Source organism: Winogradskyella algicola (assembly GCF_005869935.1).
Taxonomy (GTDB): domain Bacteria; phylum Bacteroidota; class Bacteroidia; order Flavobacteriales; family Flavobacteriaceae; genus Winogradskyella; species Winogradskyella algicola.
Window position 1 is genome coordinate 297,700 of record NZ_SZQF01000001.1, and the last position, 20,140, is coordinate 317,839.

Here is a 20,140-nt window from a genome sequence, read left to right on the forward strand (position 1 = left end):
TTTCATGTAAAATGTTTAAATAATTAATGATTTTTTTGTTAAAATTTAAATGAAACTATTAAAATTTTGTTAAAACAAAAATTCAACGAAAACGTTTTCGATGAAATACATCCACTTTAAAAAATATTACGTTTTTACCGTAAGGCGTCTGAAGAAAATGACTACATTTACTTATGGCGAACAAAAAAATTCTGAGTGTAAACGGCTTGAATATTTCCGCATTTAAGTCTAATCATGAACATAAAATCATTAACAATATATCTTATGATATTTTTGAAAATGAGATTGTAGCTATTGTTGGTGAGTCTGGCTCAGGTAAATCAGTATCTTCTCTTGCTATAATGGGTTTATTGCCAAAACATGTGCTGAAGATAACTTCTGGTAGTATCCACTTTAAGGAAAAAAGTTTAACGGATACATCTGAAAAAGATTTTCAAAAAATACGAGGCAATCAAATTGCGATGATTTTTCAAGAGCCTATGAGTTCTTTAAATCCTTCGATGCGATGTGGTAATCAGGCTGAAGAAATTTTAAAACAGCATACTACATTATCTGCTTCAGAAATTAAAAACGAAATTTTAGAACTATTTGAAAAGGTAAAATTACCAAATCCCAAACGAATTTATAAGTCCTATCCACATGAGATTTCTGGTGGGCAAAAGCAACGTGTTATGATTGCCATGGCTATTGCTTGTAAACCAAAAATCCTTATTGCTGACGAACCTACAACAGCTCTTGATGTTACAGTACAAAAGGATATTTTATTACTTCTAAAAGAGATACAAAAGGAAACGAAAATGAGTGTTCTGTTTATATCTCATGATTTATCTCTTGTCTCGGAACTTGCAGACAGAGTTATAGTAATGTACAAAGGCGAAATAGTTGAACAAGGTGATACTATTTCAATTTTTAACCAACCAACACATAATTATACCAAAGCATTAATAAACGCAAGACCTTCAGCTGATTACAGACTTAAAAAACTACCTACAATTTCGGACTTTATGAGTGGTGAAATTAATGAAGACATAATCTCAAAAGAAGATAGAAGAGCCAATCATAAAAAATTATACGCTCAGGAACCTTTACTTGAAATTATCGATGTTGAAAAAGTTTACCTTTCAAAAAAAGGGTTGTTTTCAAAAGAGATAGCATTTAAAGCAGTAGATGGTGTTAGCTTTAAAGTATTTCCTGGTGAAACAATTGGTTTGGTTGGTGAGTCTGGTTGTGGCAAATCTACTTTGGGCAATGCAATACTTCAATTAGATAAAGCAACTTCAGGTATTATTAAATATAAAGGACAAGACATTACAAATTTAAGTAAGACAGAGCTTAGAGCATTAAGAAAAGATATTCAAATTATATTCCAAGATCCATTTGCATCACTAAATCCAAGAATGACCGTTGGGAATGCTATAATGGAACCTATGAAAGTGCATAACATTGGTAATGCTTTTGAAGATAGAAAAGAAAGAGTCTTAGATATTTTAAAAAAAGTTGGTCTAGAGACTTCAAGCTTTTATAAGTATCCTCATGAATTTTCAGGAGGACAAAGACAGCGTGTTGGTATCGCCAGAACCATAGCGCTACAACCTCAGCTTATTGTTTGCGACGAATCGGTTTCTGCTTTAGATATTTCTGTACAAGCACAAGTACTTAATCTATTGAATGATTTAAAATCTCTGTTTGGATTTACCTATATCTTTATATCTCATGATCTTGCTGTAGTTAAATACATGGCAGACCAATTATTGGTAATGAATAAAGGTAAAATTGAAGAGATTGGAGATGCAGATAAGATTTACAATTCTCCTGAAAAAAAATATACTAAAAAATTAATTCATGCTATCCCAAAAGGGTTATAGCATGAATATTTTCTTAGTTAACTTTAAAACACCTGAAATTACTCTCATAGTGTTTTTTAAGTTTGAAAACATAACGTTTTCGTTTAAAGTAGGTTCTGGTAGATTTGGTTTAGTTTTCATAAGCTTTAGTTTATGCTAGATTTGGGGCAAAATCTATAAATTAAGTTTATGGTAAATTGGGGTTAATTTAGTTGTTGATTTGGGATTGCTAATATCTAATTATTTTTGAATATTTCAGTTAAAATACAATATAAATCGATTAAATACATACAATTTTAACATTTGTAGTCTATTTCGCCTATTTTTCCTACAAAAAAGCCACATAGCATTATGTGGCAAGATGTAATTTCACACTTAGGATATATTACGTGGACATTTCAGGTATTTCACCTTCAACAATTAAGTGTCCTTCAGTAGCATTTTTTATGTCGTCCACAGTTACACCAGGTGCACGTTCTAACAACTTAAAACCTTTTGGTGTAACCTCAATTACAGCCAAGTTAGTTACTATTTTCTTAACACAACCAACACCTGTTAATGGTAAGCTGCACGATTTTAAGAGTTTTGAGGCACCCGCTCTATTGGTATGCATCATTGCAACAATTATGTTTTCGGCACTTGCTACCAAATCCATAGCACCTCCCATACCTTTTACCATTTTACCTGGTATTTTCCAATTGGCAATATCCCCATTCTCAGCAACTTCCATTGCGCCAAGAATAGTTAAATCAACATGCTGACCTCTAATCATTGAAAAGCTCATCGCAGAGTCAAAAAACGAGGCTCCTGGTAATGTTGTAATGGTTTGTTTTCCTGCATTTATAATATCAGCATCTTCTTCACCTTCAAAAGGAAACGGTCCCATTCCTAAAACACCATTCTCACTTTGAAACTCAACTTCTATGTCATCTCTTACGAAATTGGCTACTAAAGTTGGTATACCAATACCGAGGTTTACATAATAACCATCCTTTACTTCTTTTGCAATTCGCTTTGCTATTCCGTTTTTATCTAACATAACTAATTTCTTTGTCTTACGGTTCGTTGCTCTATTCTTTTTTCGTAGTGAGGTCCTTGGAAAATCCGCTGCACAAATATGCCAGGAATATGTATTTGATTAGGATCTAACTCTCCAACAGGAACGAGCTCTTCTACCTCAGCAACTGTAATATTAGCTGCACCACACATGTTGGGATTAAAATTGCGTGCTGTACCTTTAAAAATAAGGTTACCTGCAGCATCACCTTTCCACGCTTTAATAAACCCAAAATCAGCTTTAAAAGCATGTTCTAGCACATACATTTTACCGTTAAACTCTCTTGTCTCTTTCCCTTCTGCCACCTCTGTACCATAACCTGCAGGCGTATAAAATGCAGGAAAACCAGCTTGTGCTGCTCTTGCGCGTTCTGCTAAAGTTCCTTGAGGAATTAACTCTACCTCGAGTTCCCCTGAAAGCATTTGACGTTCAAATTCGTCGTTCTCACCAACATACGACGAAATCATTTTTTTTATTTGTTTTTGTTGAAGTAATAATCCAAGACCAAAGTCGTCAACTCCTGCATTATTAGATATACATGTTAAGCCTTTTACATTTAACTTAACAAGTTGTGCAATAGCATTTTCGGGAATACCCGATAAGCCAAAACCACCAAACATAAAAGTCATATTGTCCTTTACACCTTGCAAAGCTTCAGTAACATTAGCTACTTTTTTATTAATCATGATTGTATATTTTTTCCTTTTGGAAAAATACGAAACAATGCTATAAATTAATAGTTTCTTGTAAAATAAATAAGGGTGTGACTATAGAGTATTTATTCGAAATCTATTTCAATTTCTCCGTCGTTAGTCTCATCATCAGTATCATCACTAAGATCTCCCTCATCTTTTGCAGTGCAATCTATATTTATTAATAATTCTGAAGGTTTTTCGAATTCAGCTTTGGAGACATTGAGTGATTCATCCGCATAACAAGCTTTCATATATAGTCCCCAAATTGGCAATGCCATAGATGCACCTTGTCCATATGTAATTGATTTGAAATGAGCAGCTCTATCTTCTGCACCAACCCAAACTCCTGTTACTAAATTTGGAACCATTCCCATAAACCAACCATCACTCTGGTTCTGGGTGGTGCCTGTTTTACCAGCAATAGGATTGGTTAATTCATAAGGATAGCCAGTCATTATCTCTTTATACATGGCATTCCACTTATCAAAACCTTTGTGTCTAAGTCGTCTTCCTGAACCTGCTTGAGTCACCCCTTCCATGAGGTTTACAGTAACATAAGCCACTTCTTCGCTCAGAACATCTTTACTTTCTGGTGCTACTTGATAAAGTACTGTACCGTTTTTATCTTCAATACGCGTTACCATTACTGGCTTATTATAAACACCTTTATTAGCAAAAGTAGAATAAGCAGCCACCATTTCGTACACACTAATATCTGGTGTACCCAAAGCTATTGCTGGTACTGGCAAGATATCTTGCTCTACACCTAATTTTTTCGCCATTTCTACTACAGGTTGTGGGCCAATTTCATTCATTAAGCGTGCGGTAATAGTATTTGTAGAACTAGCTAAAGCATCTTTTAAGGTTTGTTTACCTGAATAGTTACCATCTGAATTTTTGGTTGTCCAAGATTCTGGATTACCAAACTTATTGGCTTCGATAGTAATTGGAGTTCTTGGGAAAGAATCGCAAGGCGAAACCTGTAACTGATCTATAGCGGTAGCATACACAAAAGGTTTAAATGTAGAACCAACTTGTCGCTTGCCTTGCTTAACCATATCGTACTTAAAATGCTTATAGTTCATACCACCAACCCAAGCCTTTACATGGCCATTAGAAGGATCCATAGACATCATACCAGGACGTAAAAAGGACTTGTAGTATCGCATAGAATCTATTGGTTTCATAACGGTATCAACTTCACTTGGCTGGCCGTCTAACCATTTAAAAACTGTCATTTCAACAGGTTTATGAAATGAAGCTTCGATTTCTTTATCAGATTTGCCTTGGTTTTTTAAAATTCTCCAGCGTTCACCTCTTCGCATTCCTGCTTTGAGTAAATCGTTTACTTCAGATTTTGTTAATTCTAAAAATGGTGCAGTTGGATTTCTGTCTGGTGTGTTTTGGTGGTCAAACTCTGCTTGCAGTCTTGGCATGTGCAGAGCAACAGCTTCTTCGGCATGTTTCTGCATGCGTGAATCTATAGTTACGAAAACCTTTAATCCATCACTTGTTATGTCATATTTACTTCCATCTGGCTTTCTATTGGATTCTTCTTTAACCCATTCCTTCATGAAGCTTCTTAAATACTCCCTAAAATATGTAGCAATCCCTTGATTGTGTGTTTCTGGCGTGTAGTTTAAATCTAACTCTGTGGCTTGTAATGAATCTTTAACTTCCTCTGAGATATACTCATATTTATGAAGTTGAGATAAAACCACATTACGTCTATTTTTTACACCAACTGGGTTTCTCATTGGGTTGTAAAGTGATGAGTTTTTAAACATCCCAACCAACATAGCAGATTCTTTTAGGTCTAGATCTTTTGGCTCTTTGCCAAAATAAATCCTAGCCGCAGAACGTATTCCATCGCCATTATTTCCAAAGTCATAGATATTAAAATATTGAGCAATGATTTCCTCTTTTGTGTATTGTCGCTCCAAACGAATAGCAATAATCCACTCTCTTACTTTTTGAAGTCCTCTTTCAATTTTATTTTTTGAAACCTGATCTGTAAATAATTGTTTTGCTAACTGTTGCGAAATTGTACTAGCTCCACCACCGCTTCCCAACTTAAAAATGGCGCGTAACGTTCCTCGTCCATCAATACCCGAATGATCATAAAAACGTATATCTTCAGTTGCTATTAAAGCGTCAATTAAATTTTTTGATAAATCTTCATAACTGACAGGTGTACGGTTATCGTTAAAATAAAATTTACCTAAAGTAACACCATCTGAAGAAATAATTTCTGTGGCTAAATTGGTCTCAGGATTCTCTAATTTGGTGTGATCTGGCATTTCTCCCAAAAGTCCCCAAGAGGCAAAAAGAAACAATAGCACTACAGCTAGTAATCCTCCTGTAAAGAGCATCCAAAACCATCTTACATACTTTGAAAAATCTACTGTCGCTGCTTTAGATTTTGATGTTTTCTTTTTTGCCATAATCTTTATTTTTGAGCCTGTTCTACCCTAAAACCAATATCTGTAATGCCTTCTAAATTTTCAACTCCGTTAACTTCTCCATTTTTTCGCATAGCGTGTTGGATATTTACATTGTAATCCCCTTTTTCAGTAAACTTAAAAGGAGCTTTATATCCTCTATACCATAGCTTGTTTTCTTTAATATCTGTAAATCCTGAACCTAAAAGTTCTCCATTAGGCGCAGCCATTTTGTATTCTAAAGTATCCGTTACTGCTCTACCGTTTGGATAATTTAGCTCTACGATGAGAAATAAATTACTGAATACATAATCGTTATTATTTCTAAGATTGACGTAAAGATTATAATTATTGGTAGTGTCTGGTGCTTTAAAATTAAAGGTTGCTACAGAATCTTTATGCCATTTATTTGGAACAGATTTATACTCATCGAACACTGCGTTAGAATCGCAACTTGCTGCCAAAAACAAACTTACAAGTGCTAGTAACAACCTATTAGTTCTTCTTTGCATTTTGTTTTTGATTGCGGTTTCTATTACGATTTTTGTTTCTGTTCCTATTCTTATTACGTTTCTTTTTCGATTTTGGATTATCGAAGCGTGTTAAACTGTCTTGACCTACAACGTTTTCAAATTCTGTTTTAGTGTCTTGTAAGTGTTCTGCTGCATATTCTTCAAGACTTGGAACTTTTTCCTTTTTCTTATTTTTTGCAATTATTTCATTGGCTTGTTCGGTAGTAATAACGTGCCAGTTCATCCATTCGCCTTCATAGGCATACCACATAAGGCCTTTAAAAATGTCTGTCTTCTGACAAACTGCAGTTCCTTTTTCGGTATATAACTTTGTATCGTTTTTAGGAAAAGACTTCAGAGCATCTAAATAGGCATCTAGCTCATAATTAAGACAGCATTTAAGCTTACCACATTGTCCAGCTAATTTTAATGGGTTTAAGGATAGTTGTTGATATCTGGCAGCTGAAGTACTTACGGATCTAAAATCTGTTAACCAGGTAGAGCAACACAATTCTCTTCCACAAGAACCAATGCCTCCAAGTCTTGCTGCCTCTTGTCTAAAGCCAACCTGACGCATCTCAATCCTTGTTTTAAACTCTCTGGCAAAAACCTTGATTAGCTCTCTAAAATCTACGCGTTCTTCTGCAGTATAGTAAAACGTGGCCTTACTACCATCTCCTTGATATTCGATATCAGAGATTTTCATTTTAAGATTAAGGTCTATAGCAAACTGACGTGCTTTAACCTTCATTGGTTCTTCCTTATCTCTAGAGCTCGACCAAATATCGATGTCTTTTTGTGATGCTTTACGGTAAATTTTTAAGACATTTTCTGGGTCGTCAATGTCAATTTTTTTGCGTTTCATCTGAACACGCACCAATTCACCGGTTAAGGTTACCATACCAACATCGTGACCAGATTTTGCTTGGGTAGCAACAATGTCTCCAATGCTCAGGGTAAGATTTTCTGTGTTTTTATAGTATTGTTTTCTGCCGTTTTTAAAACGAACCTCAACACCTATAAAAGGTTCTTGTCCGTTTGGAAGCGACATATTAGCCAACCAGTCAAAAACTGTGAGTTTATTGCAGCTATCTGTGCCACAAGTCCCATTGTTTTTACATCCTTTTGGCTGACCATCTTTACCAGTTGCACAACTGTTACAAGCCATATAGAATTATATATATTGAATCTAGACTATCTAAAGTCTAAATAAAGGATTCATAAAATTATTAAAGAGTAAAGATACTATTATTTCTTTAGTTAACTATAGCTAGTATTTAGAAGTGGGAAACTCTTTTTTAGAATTACCTTTCAAACCATGCTCACATTTTTTTATCCTTCCGATATGGTTATAAACCAACACTTAAAAAATCATGAAAGCAAAAATTACTTTACTAGCTATTATTATAGTCTTTAACCTAAATTATTCTCAAAATGCACCTTCTGAAGTCTTCGGAGGAGAATTCGTTAGAACTACACAAAATTCACAATGCTTAACTTCTGAGCAACGTAATGCTATCTATAAAGAATTAAACGAAAATATTGCATTATTAAAGCGTAATAACAACTTAGCGTTTTCTAATTCTAGTAGAGGAAACCACCCTCTTTTTATATGGCCTGTACAGAAGGCATCAAATGTAGACTATAGCTCTATTTGGGGAATTTCCAATTATGTTGACCACAATCCTAATACACCAAACCAGCTTACGGACTACGATTGCGGAACAAAAACTTACGACACTACAAACGGTTATAATCATCAAGGTGTCGATGTTTTTTCTTGGCCTTTTTCATGGTATGCTATGGATAATGACCAAGCAGAGATAATTGCTGCCGCACCAGGACAAATAATTGCTAAAAGCGATGGAAATTTTGACCGTAGTTGTGATTTTAATACGACAACTCCATGGAATGCGGTGTATATTCAACATAGTGATGGAAGTATTGCTTGGTATGGTCATTTAAAAAATGGCTATTTGACCACTAAGAATATTGGTGATATGGTAGCAGAAGGTGAATTTTTGGGCATTATGGGAAGCTCTGGTGTTTCAACAGGTCCTCATTTACATTTTGAAGTACATACCGATAATACTTATAATCAATTAATAGATCCTTATACTGGTACTTGTAATACAATGAATATGGACTCTTGGTGGCAATCTCAAAAACCATATTTAAATCCTGCGGTAAATGCAGCACTTACCCATACAGCAGATCCCGTTTTTAATACATGTCCGACTACTGAAAACCCTAACTTAAGCGATCAGTTTAATCTGAATGAGCAGGTTTTCTTTACTGTTTTTCTAAAAGATCAGGAACCTGGCACATCATTAAATCTTAGAATCATAAAGCCAGATAATACTGATTTATTTAATTGGAATTTTGATTTAACAGACTATTATCAATTATCATGGTGGAGATGGAACGCTTTTCCAAACATTGAAGGGGAATGGAAATGGGAAGTCTCTTATTTGGGAGAAACAACAACACATACTTTTAATGTTGGAACTCTAAGTGTTGACGAAGCAAATTTAGAAAACACCTCCATTTTTCCGAATCCTTTTAAGGATATTGTAGACATTAATTCTACTGTTAAAATTGAAGAGCTGAAAATTGTAGATGTCTCAGGGAAGTCTGTTTTAAGTCTAAAAGAAAATAATTCTGAAGGTATAAAATACGTTAACTTATCGCATTTGTCTAACGGATTGTATTTTGTGACACTTTATGGTATACAAAATGAGCAGAAAACTATTAAACTCATAAAGAAATAAGTAAAATATTATAAATTGAAAAAGTGCTTCAATAATAAAACTGAAGCACTTTTTTTAAATATCTTTCACCGTAATAATATTTACTGGACAAGCTTTTGAAGCATTTTGACACGACTCTAAAATCTCATAATCTTTTGACTTTAGCGTGAAAAAGCCTTTTTTTTCTTCAGCATGTAACAACACTGATTTTCCATCTTTTTTAGACATCTGAAATTGTTGTGGAGCCAATTCTACGCAATAATTACAACCAATACATTTATTACGTTGTAAGGTGATAATAACCATTAGACCTCAACTTTATTTTCTACAATTTTGTAGAGCTTGTCCGATGGTCTTACCCTAAAATCCAATGGAATGGTTATGGCATCTCCTTTAGTACCTTTTTCTTGTTGTTTGTCATTGACCAGCATTTCTTTCAACTTAAATTCTTTAGCTCCTGTTGTAGGCCCTGTAATTAAAATGGTATCACCAAGGGAAACATCGTAAGCCTCAATCTTAAACTCTCCAATTTTAGCCTTAGGAAAATAATGCACACCTTTACCTATATAAACTTTCTTTTGGGTAGCGTGACTGCCAGAACCTTTGCTCCACTCTCCTAACTTCTGTCCTAAGTAATAACCACTCCAAAATCCTCTGTTATATACTTTTTCTAAATCTTGCATCCAAGAAATAACTTGTTCTTTAGAATACGTTCCATTTTCTAAACTATCTATGGCTTCTCTATAGCATTTAATTACTTTAGCTACATATTCTGGCGCTCTACCTCTTCCTTCAATTTTTAAAACCTTAATACCTGCATCTGCCACTTGATCTAAAAAGTCTATGGTACATAAATCTTTTGGTGACATTATATACTCATTATCAAGTTCCATTTCTATACCTGTTTCCTGATCTATAACCGTATACTTTTTTCTACAATTTTGCTTGCAAGCACCTCTATTAGCAGAAGAATTATAAGCATGTAAACTCATATAACATTTACCAGAAACTGCCATGCAAAGTGCTCCATGACCAAAAATTTCTATCTCTACCAATCTACCTGAAGGACCTTTGATTTGTTCTTTCTCTATTTGCTCTGTAATGTGGTTTACTTGGCGTAAACTTAACTCTCTGCTCAAAACCATAGTGTCAGCAAACATGGCATAGAACTTTACAGTTTCTAGATTGGTGATGTTTATTTGAGTTGAGATATGCACCTCCACATCAAACTCTCTCGCTATGGCAATGACTGCCTGGTCCATAGCTATAACTGCCGTGATATCTGCTTCTTTTGCTCGTTTTACCAAAGTTTTTACGATAGATAAATCATGATCGTATATAATGGTGTTTAGCGTTAAATAGGTTCTTACATTTTTGGCCTTACAACGTTGAGCAATTTCTTCCAAATCGTCTAATGTAAAATTTATCGATGCTCTGGCACGCATATTTAGCTGCTCTACCCCAAAATATATAGAGTCTGCTCCATTATCTAACGCTGCCTGAAGGGATTCAAAATTTCCTGCAGGCGCCATAAGTTCTATCTTTTGCATCTTTTTGTGCTTTATTCTTAATTAAATTCTATCTCGTAATTGAGTTTATTGGATAGTGATCTAAGCTTGGATTTAGTTTTGAAAACATTAGATAACAATAATTTACTCCATCCTATTTTCTTAGAAAAATCATTAAAAGACTCTTCTCTCCAATTAAAACCTTCTTTCCAAAATTTATTTGGTGATATATAACAAAAAGTATAATCGAAAACAAAACTAGAGTCGTTTTCTCCTTTTAATACAGATAAACTATCTGGTGCCATTAAAGTAATATGATGACTAGAGCACTGTTGCCTCACATTTTTTATAAGGTCTAAATAATCATCTTCTAAAGAAGAAACATCAAAGTCATTATACTCAGTATTTCCTATCTTTTGAATTGGTCTTAATTGAAGAATATCAAAACTTTCACCATTAAAATACTTAAAGAAATCCTTGAGTTCGTAAAAGTTATCTTTATTAAAGGTATAGTTTATTCTTACCTTAAAATCATAGGTTTTTTTAAGCGCAACAAAGGCATTTAAAGCATTCTGAAATTTTTCGTAACTGGCTTTTTTCATGAAGCTTTCATAACTCTCTTTGGTCACTCCATGAAGCGAAATTGTAAACTCATCAAGTCCTGCTTTTAAAAGCGGCTCAATGTTTTCTTTAGTTAGTAAGTTTGCGTTTGTAGTTATAGAAATATATGGTACTTTATATTGTTTTCCTAATTCTACAATTCTTACTAAATTTTTATATAATGTTGGCTCGGTACCACAGCCTATTTGCAGTTTTAAAGCACGATTAAAAATCGTTTTTGCAACCTGTTCTAAATCGTCTTCTTTAAACTGTCCTTTAAGTGTTTTTACATAATCTGCATCTGTGAAATAACACATTTTGCAGCGTAAGTTACAAGCTAATACAGGATCTAAATTCACCGCTAAATAGCGCTTGTTGAATTTATGTAGCAGATAAAGCCCTAGAAACTTAATTCTATGGCTTTTTATTTTTCTGTTGAGCTGTAATAGCTTATAAATATTCATTTATTTAGCGGTATTACTTTGTGCTTCAAAAATGTTTCGCAAATCCTTTTTGTATGGTAAGTGATCTGCTCTACCCTTTTTAAATATATCATTGCTGTTACCCTGTCCTTTACGTAATGCTTTTTGTTCTTCGTAAGGCAGTTTTATGATTTCCTGGCAATGTGAAGAACAACAGTTGTCCATTTTTTCCTTACACTCATCACATTGAATAAATAATAAATGACAAGCTTCATTTACACAATTAGTATGTGTGTCTGCTGGTTTTCCACATTGGTGGCAGCTAGCAATAACATCATCACTAATACGTTCTGAGCGTCTTTGATCGAACACAAAGTTTTTGCCTATAAACTTGTTTTCTAAACCTTCAGATTCTACCTGACGTGTATAATTTATAATACCTCCTTCTAGCTGAAACACATTTTTAAATCCCTTGTGTTTGTAATAAGCACTGGCTTTTTCGCAACGAATTCCACCCGTACAATACATCACTACCTTTTTATCTTCCTTGTGCTCTCTTAAATCTTCTTCTATAAGATCTAACGACTCTCTAAAGGTGTCCACATCTGGTGTAATGGCATTTTTAAAATGTCCTATCTCGCTCTCATAATGATTTCGCATATCCACTAAAACCGTGTCTGGATCTTCAATAAGCGCATTAAACTGTTCGGCATCTACATGAACACCTTTGTTAGTTACATCAAACGTATCGTCGTTAAGACCGTCGGCTACAATTTTATGACGCACTTTTACTTTTAATTTCAAAAAAGCAAAATTGTCATGCTCTATGGCAATGTTTAACCTTACATTTTCTAAAAACGTAATGGTGTCTAAATGGTTTTTGAAAGCTTCAAAATTTTCTGCCGGAACAGATAGTTGGGCATTAATACCTTCGTGGGCTACATAGATTCTACCCAAGACATCCAAAGCGTCCCATGCCAAAAACATGTGGTTTCTAAATATCTGTGTATTGCCAATTTTGGCGTACTTGTAGAAAGAGATCGTTAAGCGTTCTTCTCCTGCTTTTTCGATAAGGTCTGCTCTTTCTTTAGCACTTAAGTTATTGTACAGTTGCATGCTATACTAATTTTAAGGTTAAAGAATTATAAAGTACATCGTCGCTAAATCTATGATGTATCTGGGCACAAAGGTATTATTTTTAGACAACTAGCATAAAAAAGCACCTTGAATTTATCAAGATGCTTTTTAACTAACCACTAACTTAAAACTTTTCTGAAAAAGTAAATCTATCTTAGGCACTCAGCTACTGGCAAAACCAGTAGCCTCATTACCTATACCTTATTATAGAAAATTAAAGAACTATTCAGCCTATCCCTAACTTTTAACTTAAGATATTCATAGCAATTATTTCCTTTTTCAATTAGTAGATGTAAAAAGTGTAAAATGGTTGCGTCAAATCTTTAAAAAAATAAAATAAGTGGTATTTTTGATAACAATATAATTTAGAACATAGAAAGAAATGAGTAGTGAAAAAGATGCAAAGTTAAAAGCGCTAAAATTAACCTTAGATAAGTTAGATAAAGCCTACGGAAAAGGAACCGTAATGAAAATGAGTGATCAAGCTATTGTAGATGTAGATGCTATATCTTCAGGTTCTTTAGGCTTAGATATTGCTTTGGGTGTTGGTGGTTACCCAAGAGGAAGAGTTATTGAAATATATGGTCCTGAATCTTCTGGTAAAACAACGCTGACATTACATGCTATCGCAGAAGCACAAAAAGCTGGTGGAATAGCTGCTTTTATTGATGCAGAGCATGCCTTTGACCGTTTTTATGCTGAAAAGCTTGGTGTAGATTTAGAAAACTTAATCATTTCACAACCAGATAATGGCGAGCAGGCTTTAGAAATTGCAGATAATCTTGTACGTTCCGGAGCTATTGACATCGTTGTTGTGGATTCTGTAGCTGCATTAACTCCTAAAAGTGAAATAGAAGGAGAAATGGGAGATTCTAAAATGGGCTTACACGCACGTTTAATGTCTCAAGCCCTAAGAAAGCTAACAGCTTCTATTAGTAAAACAAACTGTACCATGATATTTATTAACCAATTGCGAGAAAAAATTGGTGTAATGTTTGGTAACCCAGAAACAACTACTGGTGGTAATGCCCTAAAGTTCTACGCTTCAGTACGGTTAGACATTAGACGTTCTACTCAGATAAAGGATAGTAATGGTGATGTAATGGGTAATAAAACAAGAGTTAAAGTTGTAAAAAACAAAGTTGCTCCACCTTTTAGAACTGCAGAATTCGATATTATGTATGGAGAAGGTGTTTCTAAGGTTGGTGAAATTTTAGATTTGGCCGTTGACCACGATATTGTAAAGAAAAGTGGTTCATGGTTTAGTTACGAAGATACCAAACTGGGACAAGGACGAGATGCTGTTAAGTCATTAATTAAAGATAACCCTGATTTGATGGATGAATTGGAAGAAAAAGTTCGAGCCTTAATTAAAGATAATCAGTAAATTATAAAAAAATCCTGCTAAAACAGGATTTTTTTTGTTTTAAGACGCAACCCTTTTACTCTTTTTGCATCTACATGTTGAAATTAATTTTTAAAAGACAATGAAAACACGTGTTTTTTTACTTTTTATAAGTTTAACGTTTTTAACTTCATGCAGCTTAGAAAATTCTGAGCCTGAAGTGCGTACCGAATTCATGCCTGTTGAGAGTGTTGAAATACCTGAATATTTTATTCAAGGCAATACTTACGAGATTTTATTGTCTTACATTAAGCCAAGTTCGTGTTATGTCTTTAATAATATTCTTTTTGATATTGAAGGGCATGAAAGAACTGTTTCTATCTTAAATACAGTTTATGTAAATGACAATTGTGAGCTTCAAAACGAATTAACAACGGTAGGATTTGATTTAACAGTCTCTGGTGATAATGTGTATTTGTTTAAATTTTATCAAGGGAAAGATCAAAATGGTGTAGACCAATATCATTTAGTAGAAGTTCCTGTTGTAGATGGTAGAGAAATTGAGTCGATAGAAAACAGATAATTATTAATTAATTCCAATAAAAATGTGAGTTTAGAACAACTCATTAAAAAGTGTATAAATCAAGATGCTAAAGCTCAAAGCCAATTATACAAGCAATATGCAAGTAAATTATTTTCGGTTTGTCTTAAGTATTCTAAAAACTATGTTGAAGCAGAAGACAATCTGCACGATGCATTTATAACTGTATTTAGTAAAATAGATCAGTATAAAAATAAAGGTTCTTTTGAAGGTTGGTTAAAACGTATTGTAATTAACACATCGTTACAGCGCTACAGAGAAAATGTCGGTGTTTTTGATATCGTTAATGAAGAAAAAATCGAAGATGTTAAGGTAGATATTAATGATAAAGATATTAGTATAGATTTTTTATTAAAAATTATACAAGAATTACCTGATAGATATCGATTAGTTTTTAACTTATATGTTTTAGATGGTTATTCTCATGTAGAAATAAGTGAGTTAATCAATATTTCATCAGGAACCTCGAAATCTAATTTGGCAAGAGCCAGAATGATTTTAAAAGAAAAAATTGAAGATTATAAAGCGAGTTTAAATTCGCAATCGTTATAAAATGAACGAAGAGAAAAATATAGATAGACTTTTTCAGGAAAAGTTTAAAGACTTTGAAGTAACGCCTAACGATGCAGTTTGGAATCGTATAAGCGAAAGTCTACCTAATAAAAAGAAAAAGCGTAGAGTTATAGCTTTGTGGTGGCAAATTGGTGGTGTTGCTGCGGTAATTGCTTTACTTCTAACTGTAGGTATATCTCTATTTAATTCATCTGATGATAGTGAAGTGTTGCCTATAATTGTAGACACTGAAAAAACAGAAGACAACTCTAAAAAGGATACTGAATTAAAAGGTTCTAATGATGACAACAACAGCTTGGATAATGGTTCTCAAGATGTAAATATTGCAGATTCTAACGAGAATGAATCAAATAATACTAACGGAAATGAAAAATCCACAACAGAACAAAAAAATAGAAAAGAATTAACCTCTTCTAAAACAAATAAGTCGAAGGGTGTTGCAAATTCAACTGAAAATAAAACTAAAGCAGCTTCTAACTCGCATAAGAGTTTAACAGAATTGAATAACAAAGACAATAACAGTAGAGTCGCTTCAAGTAATGAACATTCTGAAAATAAAATAGAGGAGCAAATCATTAACGATTCTGAAATAAAATCTGTTATCAAGAATACTATTGATAATAAAGACTCAGCAGTAACAGACAAGACATCACCTAATGGCAGTGAAAACGATTCAGACACTCAAAATAACAAAGGGCTAGAAAAAGACACCTCCATATTAAAAGAGGATAACCAAAAAGAATCTATTCTAGATGCTATTGCTGACAATAGCAATAATGAAGAAAATATTAATGAAAAAGAAAAAGAAGATGAACAAAACAGGTGGAGCATTGCACCAAATGTTGCGCCTGTTTATTACAGTTCCCTTGGACAAGGTTCATCGATAGATCAACAATTTAATGGTAATTCTAAGCGTGGTGATATTAACATGAGCTATGGTATAACTGGCTCTTATGCTATTTCTAATAAATTAAAGGTTAGAGCTGGTATTAACAGAGTTAATCTTAGTCAAAGCACCTCTAATGTATTCGCGTTAAGCGGTAGTGAAACTGCCTCAAGAAATGCAGAAGTATCAGTTATGGGTAATATTAACCCAAGAGCTGGGTTTGAAAATATTTCGTTAATGAGTACCGATATGTTTGATAGAAATACCACTCCCGAAATTTTTAACTCAAGGTCATCTGGAAATATAGATCAACGCTTCGGATTTATTGAAGTCCCTCTAGAGTTAGAATATCGTTTACTAGACAAAAAGTTCGGTCTCAATGTTATTGGTGGTTTTAGTACATTCTTCTTAAATCAGAATGAAATCTACGCAGATGTAGACGGTAGCTCTACGTTAATAGGCGAAGCTAATAATATGAACTCTACAAGTTTTAGTGCCAATTTTGGTTTAGGGCTTGATTATAGTTTATCTAAACAATGGAATTTTAGTCTTGAACCTCAGTTCAAGTATCAAATAAACACATTTAATAACACATCAGGTAACTATAGACCATTCTTTATTGGTTTATATACAGGATTGAGTTATAAGTTTTAGGTTTAAATTTTAGGTTAGGTTATTGCAAACAAACAAAGCAATGATGAATGCAATGATGACAAAAGCTACTCCTGGTTAGAGTGGCTTTTCTTTTTTATTCAACTTTTGGTAAATTTTTATTAAGCTCAGTTAAAATAATTGCTTTTGCTTCTTGATTTAAAGCTTTTGTATCTTCTATTTTTAAATGTTCTGTTTGAAGAAACTGATGAATTTTAGCTCTCATTCGCCCAGGACCTCCACTAAAAAATGTGTAAGAAAATCGTTTTTTGTTATCATAAAACGTTATCGGCACTACAGGAATCTTATGGTTTATTGCTAAGCGGAATGCGCCATCCTTAAAATCGTCTAATACAATGTGTTCTTCTGGCACTCCGCCTTCGGGAAAGATACAGATACTCAAGCCTTGTTTCAATCTTCTTTGAGCCCTTAAGAAAACCGCTTGTCTACTTTTAGCACTACTCCTATCTACCAAAATACAGGTGCGCTTATAAAAAAAACCAAATAATGGAATGTTAGCCAATTCCTTTTTTCCTACAAACACAAAAGGGTTTTTCACGGCGACCAACATTAACATAGTATCGGTCATTGATGTATGGTTGGCAATAAACATATAGCTTTTCTTTGGGTTAGGAACTTCTTCTTTTATAACCTTGTAGTTAAACCCCATACCAACAAGAATAAATTTAGCCCAAAAACGTGCTAATTTAAAGAAGAGTGGATACCATTTCTCTCTAGATATTGAAATTAAAAGAATAGGAAATAGTACGATAATTGGTAACGCTACTAAAACATAGAACCAAATGCGGTACAAAACCCAAAACGGATATTTAACTATTGCCATGGCACCAAAACTAGCGAAATAGTTTTGTTAAAAAAATTATCTTTGTAGCTTAAATTATTTTACGCTGTCATTTCGAGCTTAGTCGAGAAATCTCATAATACTTTGAGCTTTTTCTTTTGAATTGACGAGTTTTCAATAGAGTTTAATTTTAATAAGATACCTGCTTTCGCAGGCATTGTTATGGCAAGAATATTAACAGGCATACAAAGTACAGGAACACCACATTTAGGAAATATTTTAGGCGCAATTTTACCTGCTATAGAATTATCAGCAAAAAGCGACAATGAATCGTATTTATTTATCGCTAACCTACATACCTTAACACAGATTAAAAATGCAGAAGAATTAAGACATAATACTTACTCTGTAGCTGCTACATGGTTGGCATTAGGATTAGATGTAGAAAAATCAGTGTTTTATAGACAAAGTGATATCCCACAAGTAACTGAGTTGGCCTGGTATCTCAATTGTTTTTTTCCTTATCAACGAATGAAACTAGCACATGGCTTTAAGGACAAAGCAGATCGATTAGACGATGTTAATTCTGGTCTGTTTATGTATCCAATGCTTATGGCTGCAGATATTTTGTTGTATGACGCAGAAATTATTCCTGTTGGTAAAGACCAAGTTCAACACATAGAATTTACAAGAGATGTTGCTTCTCGTTTTCATGCTAAAATGGGTGAGGTATTTGTTTTACCAGAAGAAAAACTTCAAGAAAGTACAATGCTTATTCCTGGTACAGATGGTGAAAAAATGAGTAAGAGTAGAGATAACTTTATCAATATCTTTTTACCAGAAAAACAACTACGCAAAAAAGTAATGTCTATACAAACCGACAGTACACCTCTAGAAGAGCCTAAAGACTGGAAAACATGTAACTGCTTTGCTATCTATAGCCTATTAGCTTCTGAAGTGCAAATTGAAGAAATGAAAGCTAATTATGAAGGTGGTAATTATGGTTATGGTCATGCCAAACAAGCACTCTATGAGCTTATTTTAGAACGTTTTGCTGAACCAAGAGAGCGTTACAATTACTATATTAGTAATCTAAACGAACTCGATGCTATATTGGCTAAAGGTGCTGCTAAAGCCAAATTAGTTGCTGATGATGTACTTCAACGCGTAAGAGAAAAGGCTGGATATTAAATAATCTCAAACTGCTTTCCAGGTAAAGGCCTTATCACACCTTTTAATTCCATATTGAGTAATATTCCTGCTAATTTATAAGTAGGAATGTTACACCCTAAGGCAATAACATCGAGGATCTCTTTACCGTTTTCTTTTAGATAGTTATATATTACTTTTTCGTCATCATTTAACTCAACAAAAAGTTGCTTTTGCACAGCAGGTTTTTTCTCGTCTTCTAATTGCCAATTCAATATGTAGGGAACATCTAGTGGATTAGATAATAAATGTGCTTTCTGAAATTTTATAAGATTATTACAACCTATGCTCTGGCTGTCTGTTATTCTTCCAGGTACGGCAAAAACCTCTCTGTCATAAGAATTAGCGATATCTGCTGTAACTAGACTACCACCTTTTTCGGCCGATTCAATTACAATGGTAGCTTCACTCAATCCGGCTATAATACGATTTCGTTTAAGAAAATTTTTTCTATCAAATGCGTCTGTACTCCAAAAATCGGTGTAAAATCCTCCATTATTTTCTACCTCAGCAACATATTTTTTATGAACCTTAGGATAAATTTGATTTAATCCGTGTGCCAAACAACCAATGGTTTGCAATCTGTGTTTTATGGCAGCTTTTTGAGCTGTTATATCAGTTCCGTAAGCAAACCCTGAAACAATTACTGGATTGTAGGGCACTAAGGCTTCGACTAATTTTTCGCAAAAGACAATACCATTAGTAGTTATTTTACGAGCTCCAACAATACTGATTATGTGTTTTTGGTTTAAATTAATGTTACCAGATTGAAACAACACTATTGGTCCATCAATACAATGTTTTAGTCTTTCAGGATAAGTGTCTTCGGTAAAATAATGGGCTTTGATGTTGTTGTCTTTAATAAAGCGTAACTCATTTTCAGCTTCTTCAAAATGAATAGCATCAAAAAGTCCTTCAATTGTAATTGTACCTATACCATCAATTTTAAGAAGATTCGATTTTTTCTCTTTTAGTACAGCTTCTGCAGAACCACAATGATTAATTAATTTTTTAGCTGTTGTTGCCCCTATTTTTGGTACATGTTGTAGCGCTAAAGCATAAATTAAATCTTGTTCTGTCATTTAAAATATTGGTTTTCAAACCTAC

Annotated in this window: 19 protein-coding genes; 7 read left to right on the forward strand and 12 right to left on the reverse strand. The window is 33.7% G+C overall.

Going from position 1 to position 20,140, the window contains the following annotated elements; translation table 11 throughout:
• Positions 1-173: 173 nt before the first annotated feature.
• Complete coding sequence (locus FC091_RS01180) at positions 174-1,865, forward strand: ABC transporter ATP-binding protein (protein ID WP_138432452.1); 1,692 nt, start codon at positions 174-176, stop codon at positions 1,863-1,865.
• Here FC091_RS01180 and FC091_RS15365 read toward each other — a convergent pair.
• From FC091_RS15365 to FC091_RS01205, 6 genes are all read right to left on the reverse strand, one after another.
• The gene (locus tag FC091_RS15365) at positions 1,860-1,985 is read right to left on the reverse strand and encodes a hypothetical protein (protein WP_262708972.1); all 126 of its coding nucleotides are present in this window, start codon (positions 1,983-1,985) and stop codon (positions 1,860-1,862) included. The two genes, FC091_RS01180 and FC091_RS15365, sit on opposite strands and share 6 nt — an antisense overlap.
• Positions 1,986-2,229: 244 nt before the next feature.
• The gene (locus FC091_RS01185) at positions 2,230-2,883 is read right to left on the reverse strand and encodes a CoA transferase subunit B (protein ID WP_138432453.1); all 654 of its coding nucleotides are present in this window, start codon (positions 2,881-2,883) and stop codon (positions 2,230-2,232) included.
• A gap of 2 nt (positions 2,884-2,885) precedes the next feature.
• Entirely contained in the window at positions 2,886-3,587 is a 702-nt protein-coding gene (locus tag FC091_RS01190; RefSeq protein ID WP_138432454.1) for a CoA transferase subunit A, read from the reverse strand.
• A 92-nt stretch (positions 3,588-3,679) separates the two neighbouring features.
• Complete coding sequence (locus tag FC091_RS01195; protein WP_138432455.1) at positions 3,680-6,040, reverse strand: penicillin-binding protein 1A; 2,361 nt, start codon at positions 6,038-6,040, stop codon at positions 3,680-3,682.
• Positions 6,041-6,045: 5 nt separating this feature from the next.
• A complete protein-coding gene (locus FC091_RS01200; protein ID WP_138432456.1) occupies positions 6,046-6,549 on the reverse strand; it encodes a gliding motility lipoprotein GldH in 504 nt (167 codons plus the stop codon).
• The gene (locus FC091_RS01205; RefSeq protein WP_138432457.1) at positions 6,533-7,717 is read right to left on the reverse strand and encodes a PSP1 domain-containing protein; all 1,185 of its coding nucleotides are present in this window, start codon (positions 7,715-7,717) and stop codon (positions 6,533-6,535) included. Before FC091_RS01205 ends, FC091_RS01200 begins: the two co-directional genes overlap by 17 nt.
• A 205-nt stretch (positions 7,718-7,922) precedes the next feature.
• Between FC091_RS01205 and FC091_RS01210 the strand changes: the two genes are divergently transcribed.
• Positions 7,923-9,320, forward strand: coding sequence for a peptidoglycan DD-metalloendopeptidase family protein (locus FC091_RS01210; protein WP_138432458.1), 1,398 nt, complete (start codon positions 7,923-7,925; stop codon positions 9,318-9,320).
• Positions 9,321-9,374: 54 nt separating this feature from the next.
• Here FC091_RS01210 and FC091_RS01215 read toward each other — a convergent pair whose 3' ends face one another.
• From FC091_RS01215 to trhO, 4 genes are read right to left on the reverse strand one after another with little or no spacing between them, the layout of a single operon-like run.
• Complete coding sequence (locus tag FC091_RS01215; RefSeq protein ID WP_138432459.1) at positions 9,375-9,605, reverse strand: ferredoxin; 231 nt, start codon at positions 9,603-9,605, stop codon at positions 9,375-9,377.
• Positions 9,605-10,849 carry a peptidase U32 family protein gene (locus FC091_RS01220; protein WP_138432460.1) on the reverse strand — a complete coding sequence of 415 codons (1,245 nt, stop codon included), beginning with the start codon at positions 10,847-10,849 and terminating at the stop codon, positions 9,605-9,607. Before FC091_RS01220 ends, FC091_RS01215 begins: the two co-directional genes overlap by 1 nt.
• A gap of 17 nt (positions 10,850-10,866) precedes the next feature.
• Positions 10,867-11,871, reverse strand: coding sequence for a radical SAM protein (locus FC091_RS01225; protein ID WP_138432461.1), 1,005 nt, complete (start codon positions 11,869-11,871; stop codon positions 10,867-10,869).
• Positions 11,872-12,945, reverse strand: coding sequence for an oxygen-dependent tRNA uridine(34) hydroxylase TrhO (gene trhO, locus FC091_RS01230; protein WP_138432462.1), 1,074 nt, complete (start codon positions 12,943-12,945; stop codon positions 11,872-11,874).
• Positions 12,946-13,348: 403 nt separating this feature from the next.
• Here trhO and recA point away from each other — a divergent pair, with 403 nt between their 5' ends.
• The 4 genes from recA to FC091_RS01250 all read left to right on the forward strand — a co-directional run bounded on the left by recA (position 13,349) and on the right by FC091_RS01250 (position 17,025).
• Positions 13,349-14,353, forward strand: coding sequence for a recombinase RecA (gene recA, locus FC091_RS01235; RefSeq protein ID WP_138432463.1), 1,005 nt, complete (start codon positions 13,349-13,351; stop codon positions 14,351-14,353).
• A 100-nt stretch (positions 14,354-14,453) separates the two neighbouring features.
• On the forward strand, positions 14,454-14,894 hold the full coding sequence (locus FC091_RS01240; RefSeq protein ID WP_138432464.1) for a hypothetical protein: 441 nt from the start codon (positions 14,454-14,456) through the stop codon (positions 14,892-14,894).
• A 24-nt stretch (positions 14,895-14,918) separates the two neighbouring features.
• Complete coding sequence (locus FC091_RS01245) at positions 14,919-15,464, forward strand: RNA polymerase sigma factor (protein WP_138432465.1); 546 nt, start codon at positions 14,919-14,921, stop codon at positions 15,462-15,464.
• A 1-nt stretch (position 15,465) separates the two neighbouring features.
• The gene (locus tag FC091_RS01250) at positions 15,466-17,025 is read left to right on the forward strand and encodes a hypothetical protein (protein ID WP_138432466.1); all 1,560 of its coding nucleotides are present in this window, start codon (positions 15,466-15,468) and stop codon (positions 17,023-17,025) included.
• A gap of 94 nt (positions 17,026-17,119) precedes the next feature.
• Here the strand turns inward: FC091_RS01250 and FC091_RS01255 are convergent, their stop codons facing one another.
• On the reverse strand, positions 17,120-17,866 hold the full coding sequence (locus tag FC091_RS01255; RefSeq protein WP_138432467.1) for a lysophospholipid acyltransferase family protein: 747 nt from the start codon (positions 17,864-17,866) through the stop codon (positions 17,120-17,122).
• A 180-nt stretch (positions 17,867-18,046) separates the two neighbouring features.
• On the opposite strand from FC091_RS01255, the gene trpS reads away from it, so the two are divergent.
• Positions 18,047-19,015, forward strand: a complete 969-nt coding sequence (gene trpS / locus FC091_RS01260; RefSeq protein ID WP_138432468.1) for a tryptophan--tRNA ligase — start codon at positions 18,047-18,049, stop codon at positions 19,013-19,015.
• On the opposite strand, the gene dprA is transcribed toward trpS, so the two are convergent.
• Positions 19,012-20,115, reverse strand: a complete 1,104-nt coding sequence (gene dprA / locus FC091_RS01265) for a DNA-processing protein DprA (RefSeq protein WP_138432469.1) — start codon at positions 20,113-20,115, stop codon at positions 19,012-19,014. The genes trpS and dprA overlap by 4 nt on opposite strands.
• Positions 20,116-20,140 lie beyond the last annotated feature (25 nt).

What these genes read in the sequence shown, in the direction of transcription:
- FC091_RS01180 (WP_138432452.1), top strand. Translation starts at nt 174, where the DNA reads ATGGCGAACAAAAAAATTCTGAGTGTAAACGGCTTGAATATTTCCGCA.
- FC091_RS15365 (WP_262708972.1), bottom strand. Translation starts at nt 1,985, where the DNA reads ATGAAAACTAAACCAAATCTACCAGAACCTACTTTAAACGAAAACGTT.
- FC091_RS01185 (WP_138432453.1), bottom strand. Translation starts at nt 2,883, where the DNA reads ATGTTAGATAAAAACGGAATAGCAAAGCGAATTGCAAAAGAAGTAAAG.
- FC091_RS01190 (WP_138432454.1), bottom strand. Translation starts at nt 3,587, where the DNA reads ATGATTAATAAAAAAGTAGCTAATGTTACTGAAGCTTTGCAAGGTGTA.
- FC091_RS01195 (WP_138432455.1), bottom strand. Translation starts at nt 6,040, where the DNA reads ATGGCAAAAAAGAAAACATCAAAATCTAAAGCAGCGACAGTAGATTTT.
- FC091_RS01200 (WP_138432456.1), bottom strand. Translation starts at nt 6,549, where the DNA reads ATGCAAAGAAGAACTAATAGGTTGTTACTAGCACTTGTAAGTTTGTTT.
- FC091_RS01205 (WP_138432457.1), bottom strand. Translation starts at nt 7,717, where the DNA reads ATGGCTTGTAACAGTTGTGCAACTGGTAAAGATGGTCAGCCAAAAGGA.
- FC091_RS01210 (WP_138432458.1), top strand. Translation starts at nt 7,923, where the DNA reads ATGAAAGCAAAAATTACTTTACTAGCTATTATTATAGTCTTTAACCTA.
- FC091_RS01215 (WP_138432459.1), bottom strand. Translation starts at nt 9,605, where the DNA reads ATGGTTATTATCACCTTACAACGTAATAAATGTATTGGTTGTAATTAT.
- FC091_RS01220 (WP_138432460.1), bottom strand. Translation starts at nt 10,849, where the DNA reads ATGCAAAAGATAGAACTTATGGCGCCTGCAGGAAATTTTGAATCCCTT.
- FC091_RS01225 (WP_138432461.1), bottom strand. Translation starts at nt 11,871, where the DNA reads ATGAATATTTATAAGCTATTACAGCTCAACAGAAAAATAAAAAGCCAT.
- trhO (WP_138432462.1), bottom strand. Translation starts at nt 12,945, where the DNA reads ATGCAACTGTACAATAACTTAAGTGCTAAAGAAAGAGCAGACCTTATC.
- recA (WP_138432463.1), top strand. Translation starts at nt 13,349, where the DNA reads ATGAGTAGTGAAAAAGATGCAAAGTTAAAAGCGCTAAAATTAACCTTA.
- FC091_RS01240 (WP_138432464.1), top strand. Translation starts at nt 14,454, where the DNA reads ATGAAAACACGTGTTTTTTTACTTTTTATAAGTTTAACGTTTTTAACT.
- FC091_RS01250 (WP_138432466.1), top strand. Translation starts at nt 15,466, where the DNA reads ATGAACGAAGAGAAAAATATAGATAGACTTTTTCAGGAAAAGTTTAAA.
- FC091_RS01255 (WP_138432467.1), bottom strand. Translation starts at nt 17,866, where the DNA reads ATGGCAATAGTTAAATATCCGTTTTGGGTTTTGTACCGCATTTGGTTC.
- trpS (WP_138432468.1), top strand. Translation starts at nt 18,047, where the DNA reads ATGGCAAGAATATTAACAGGCATACAAAGTACAGGAACACCACATTTA.
- dprA (WP_138432469.1), bottom strand. Translation starts at nt 20,115, where the DNA reads ATGACAGAACAAGATTTAATTTATGCTTTAGCGCTACAACATGTACCA.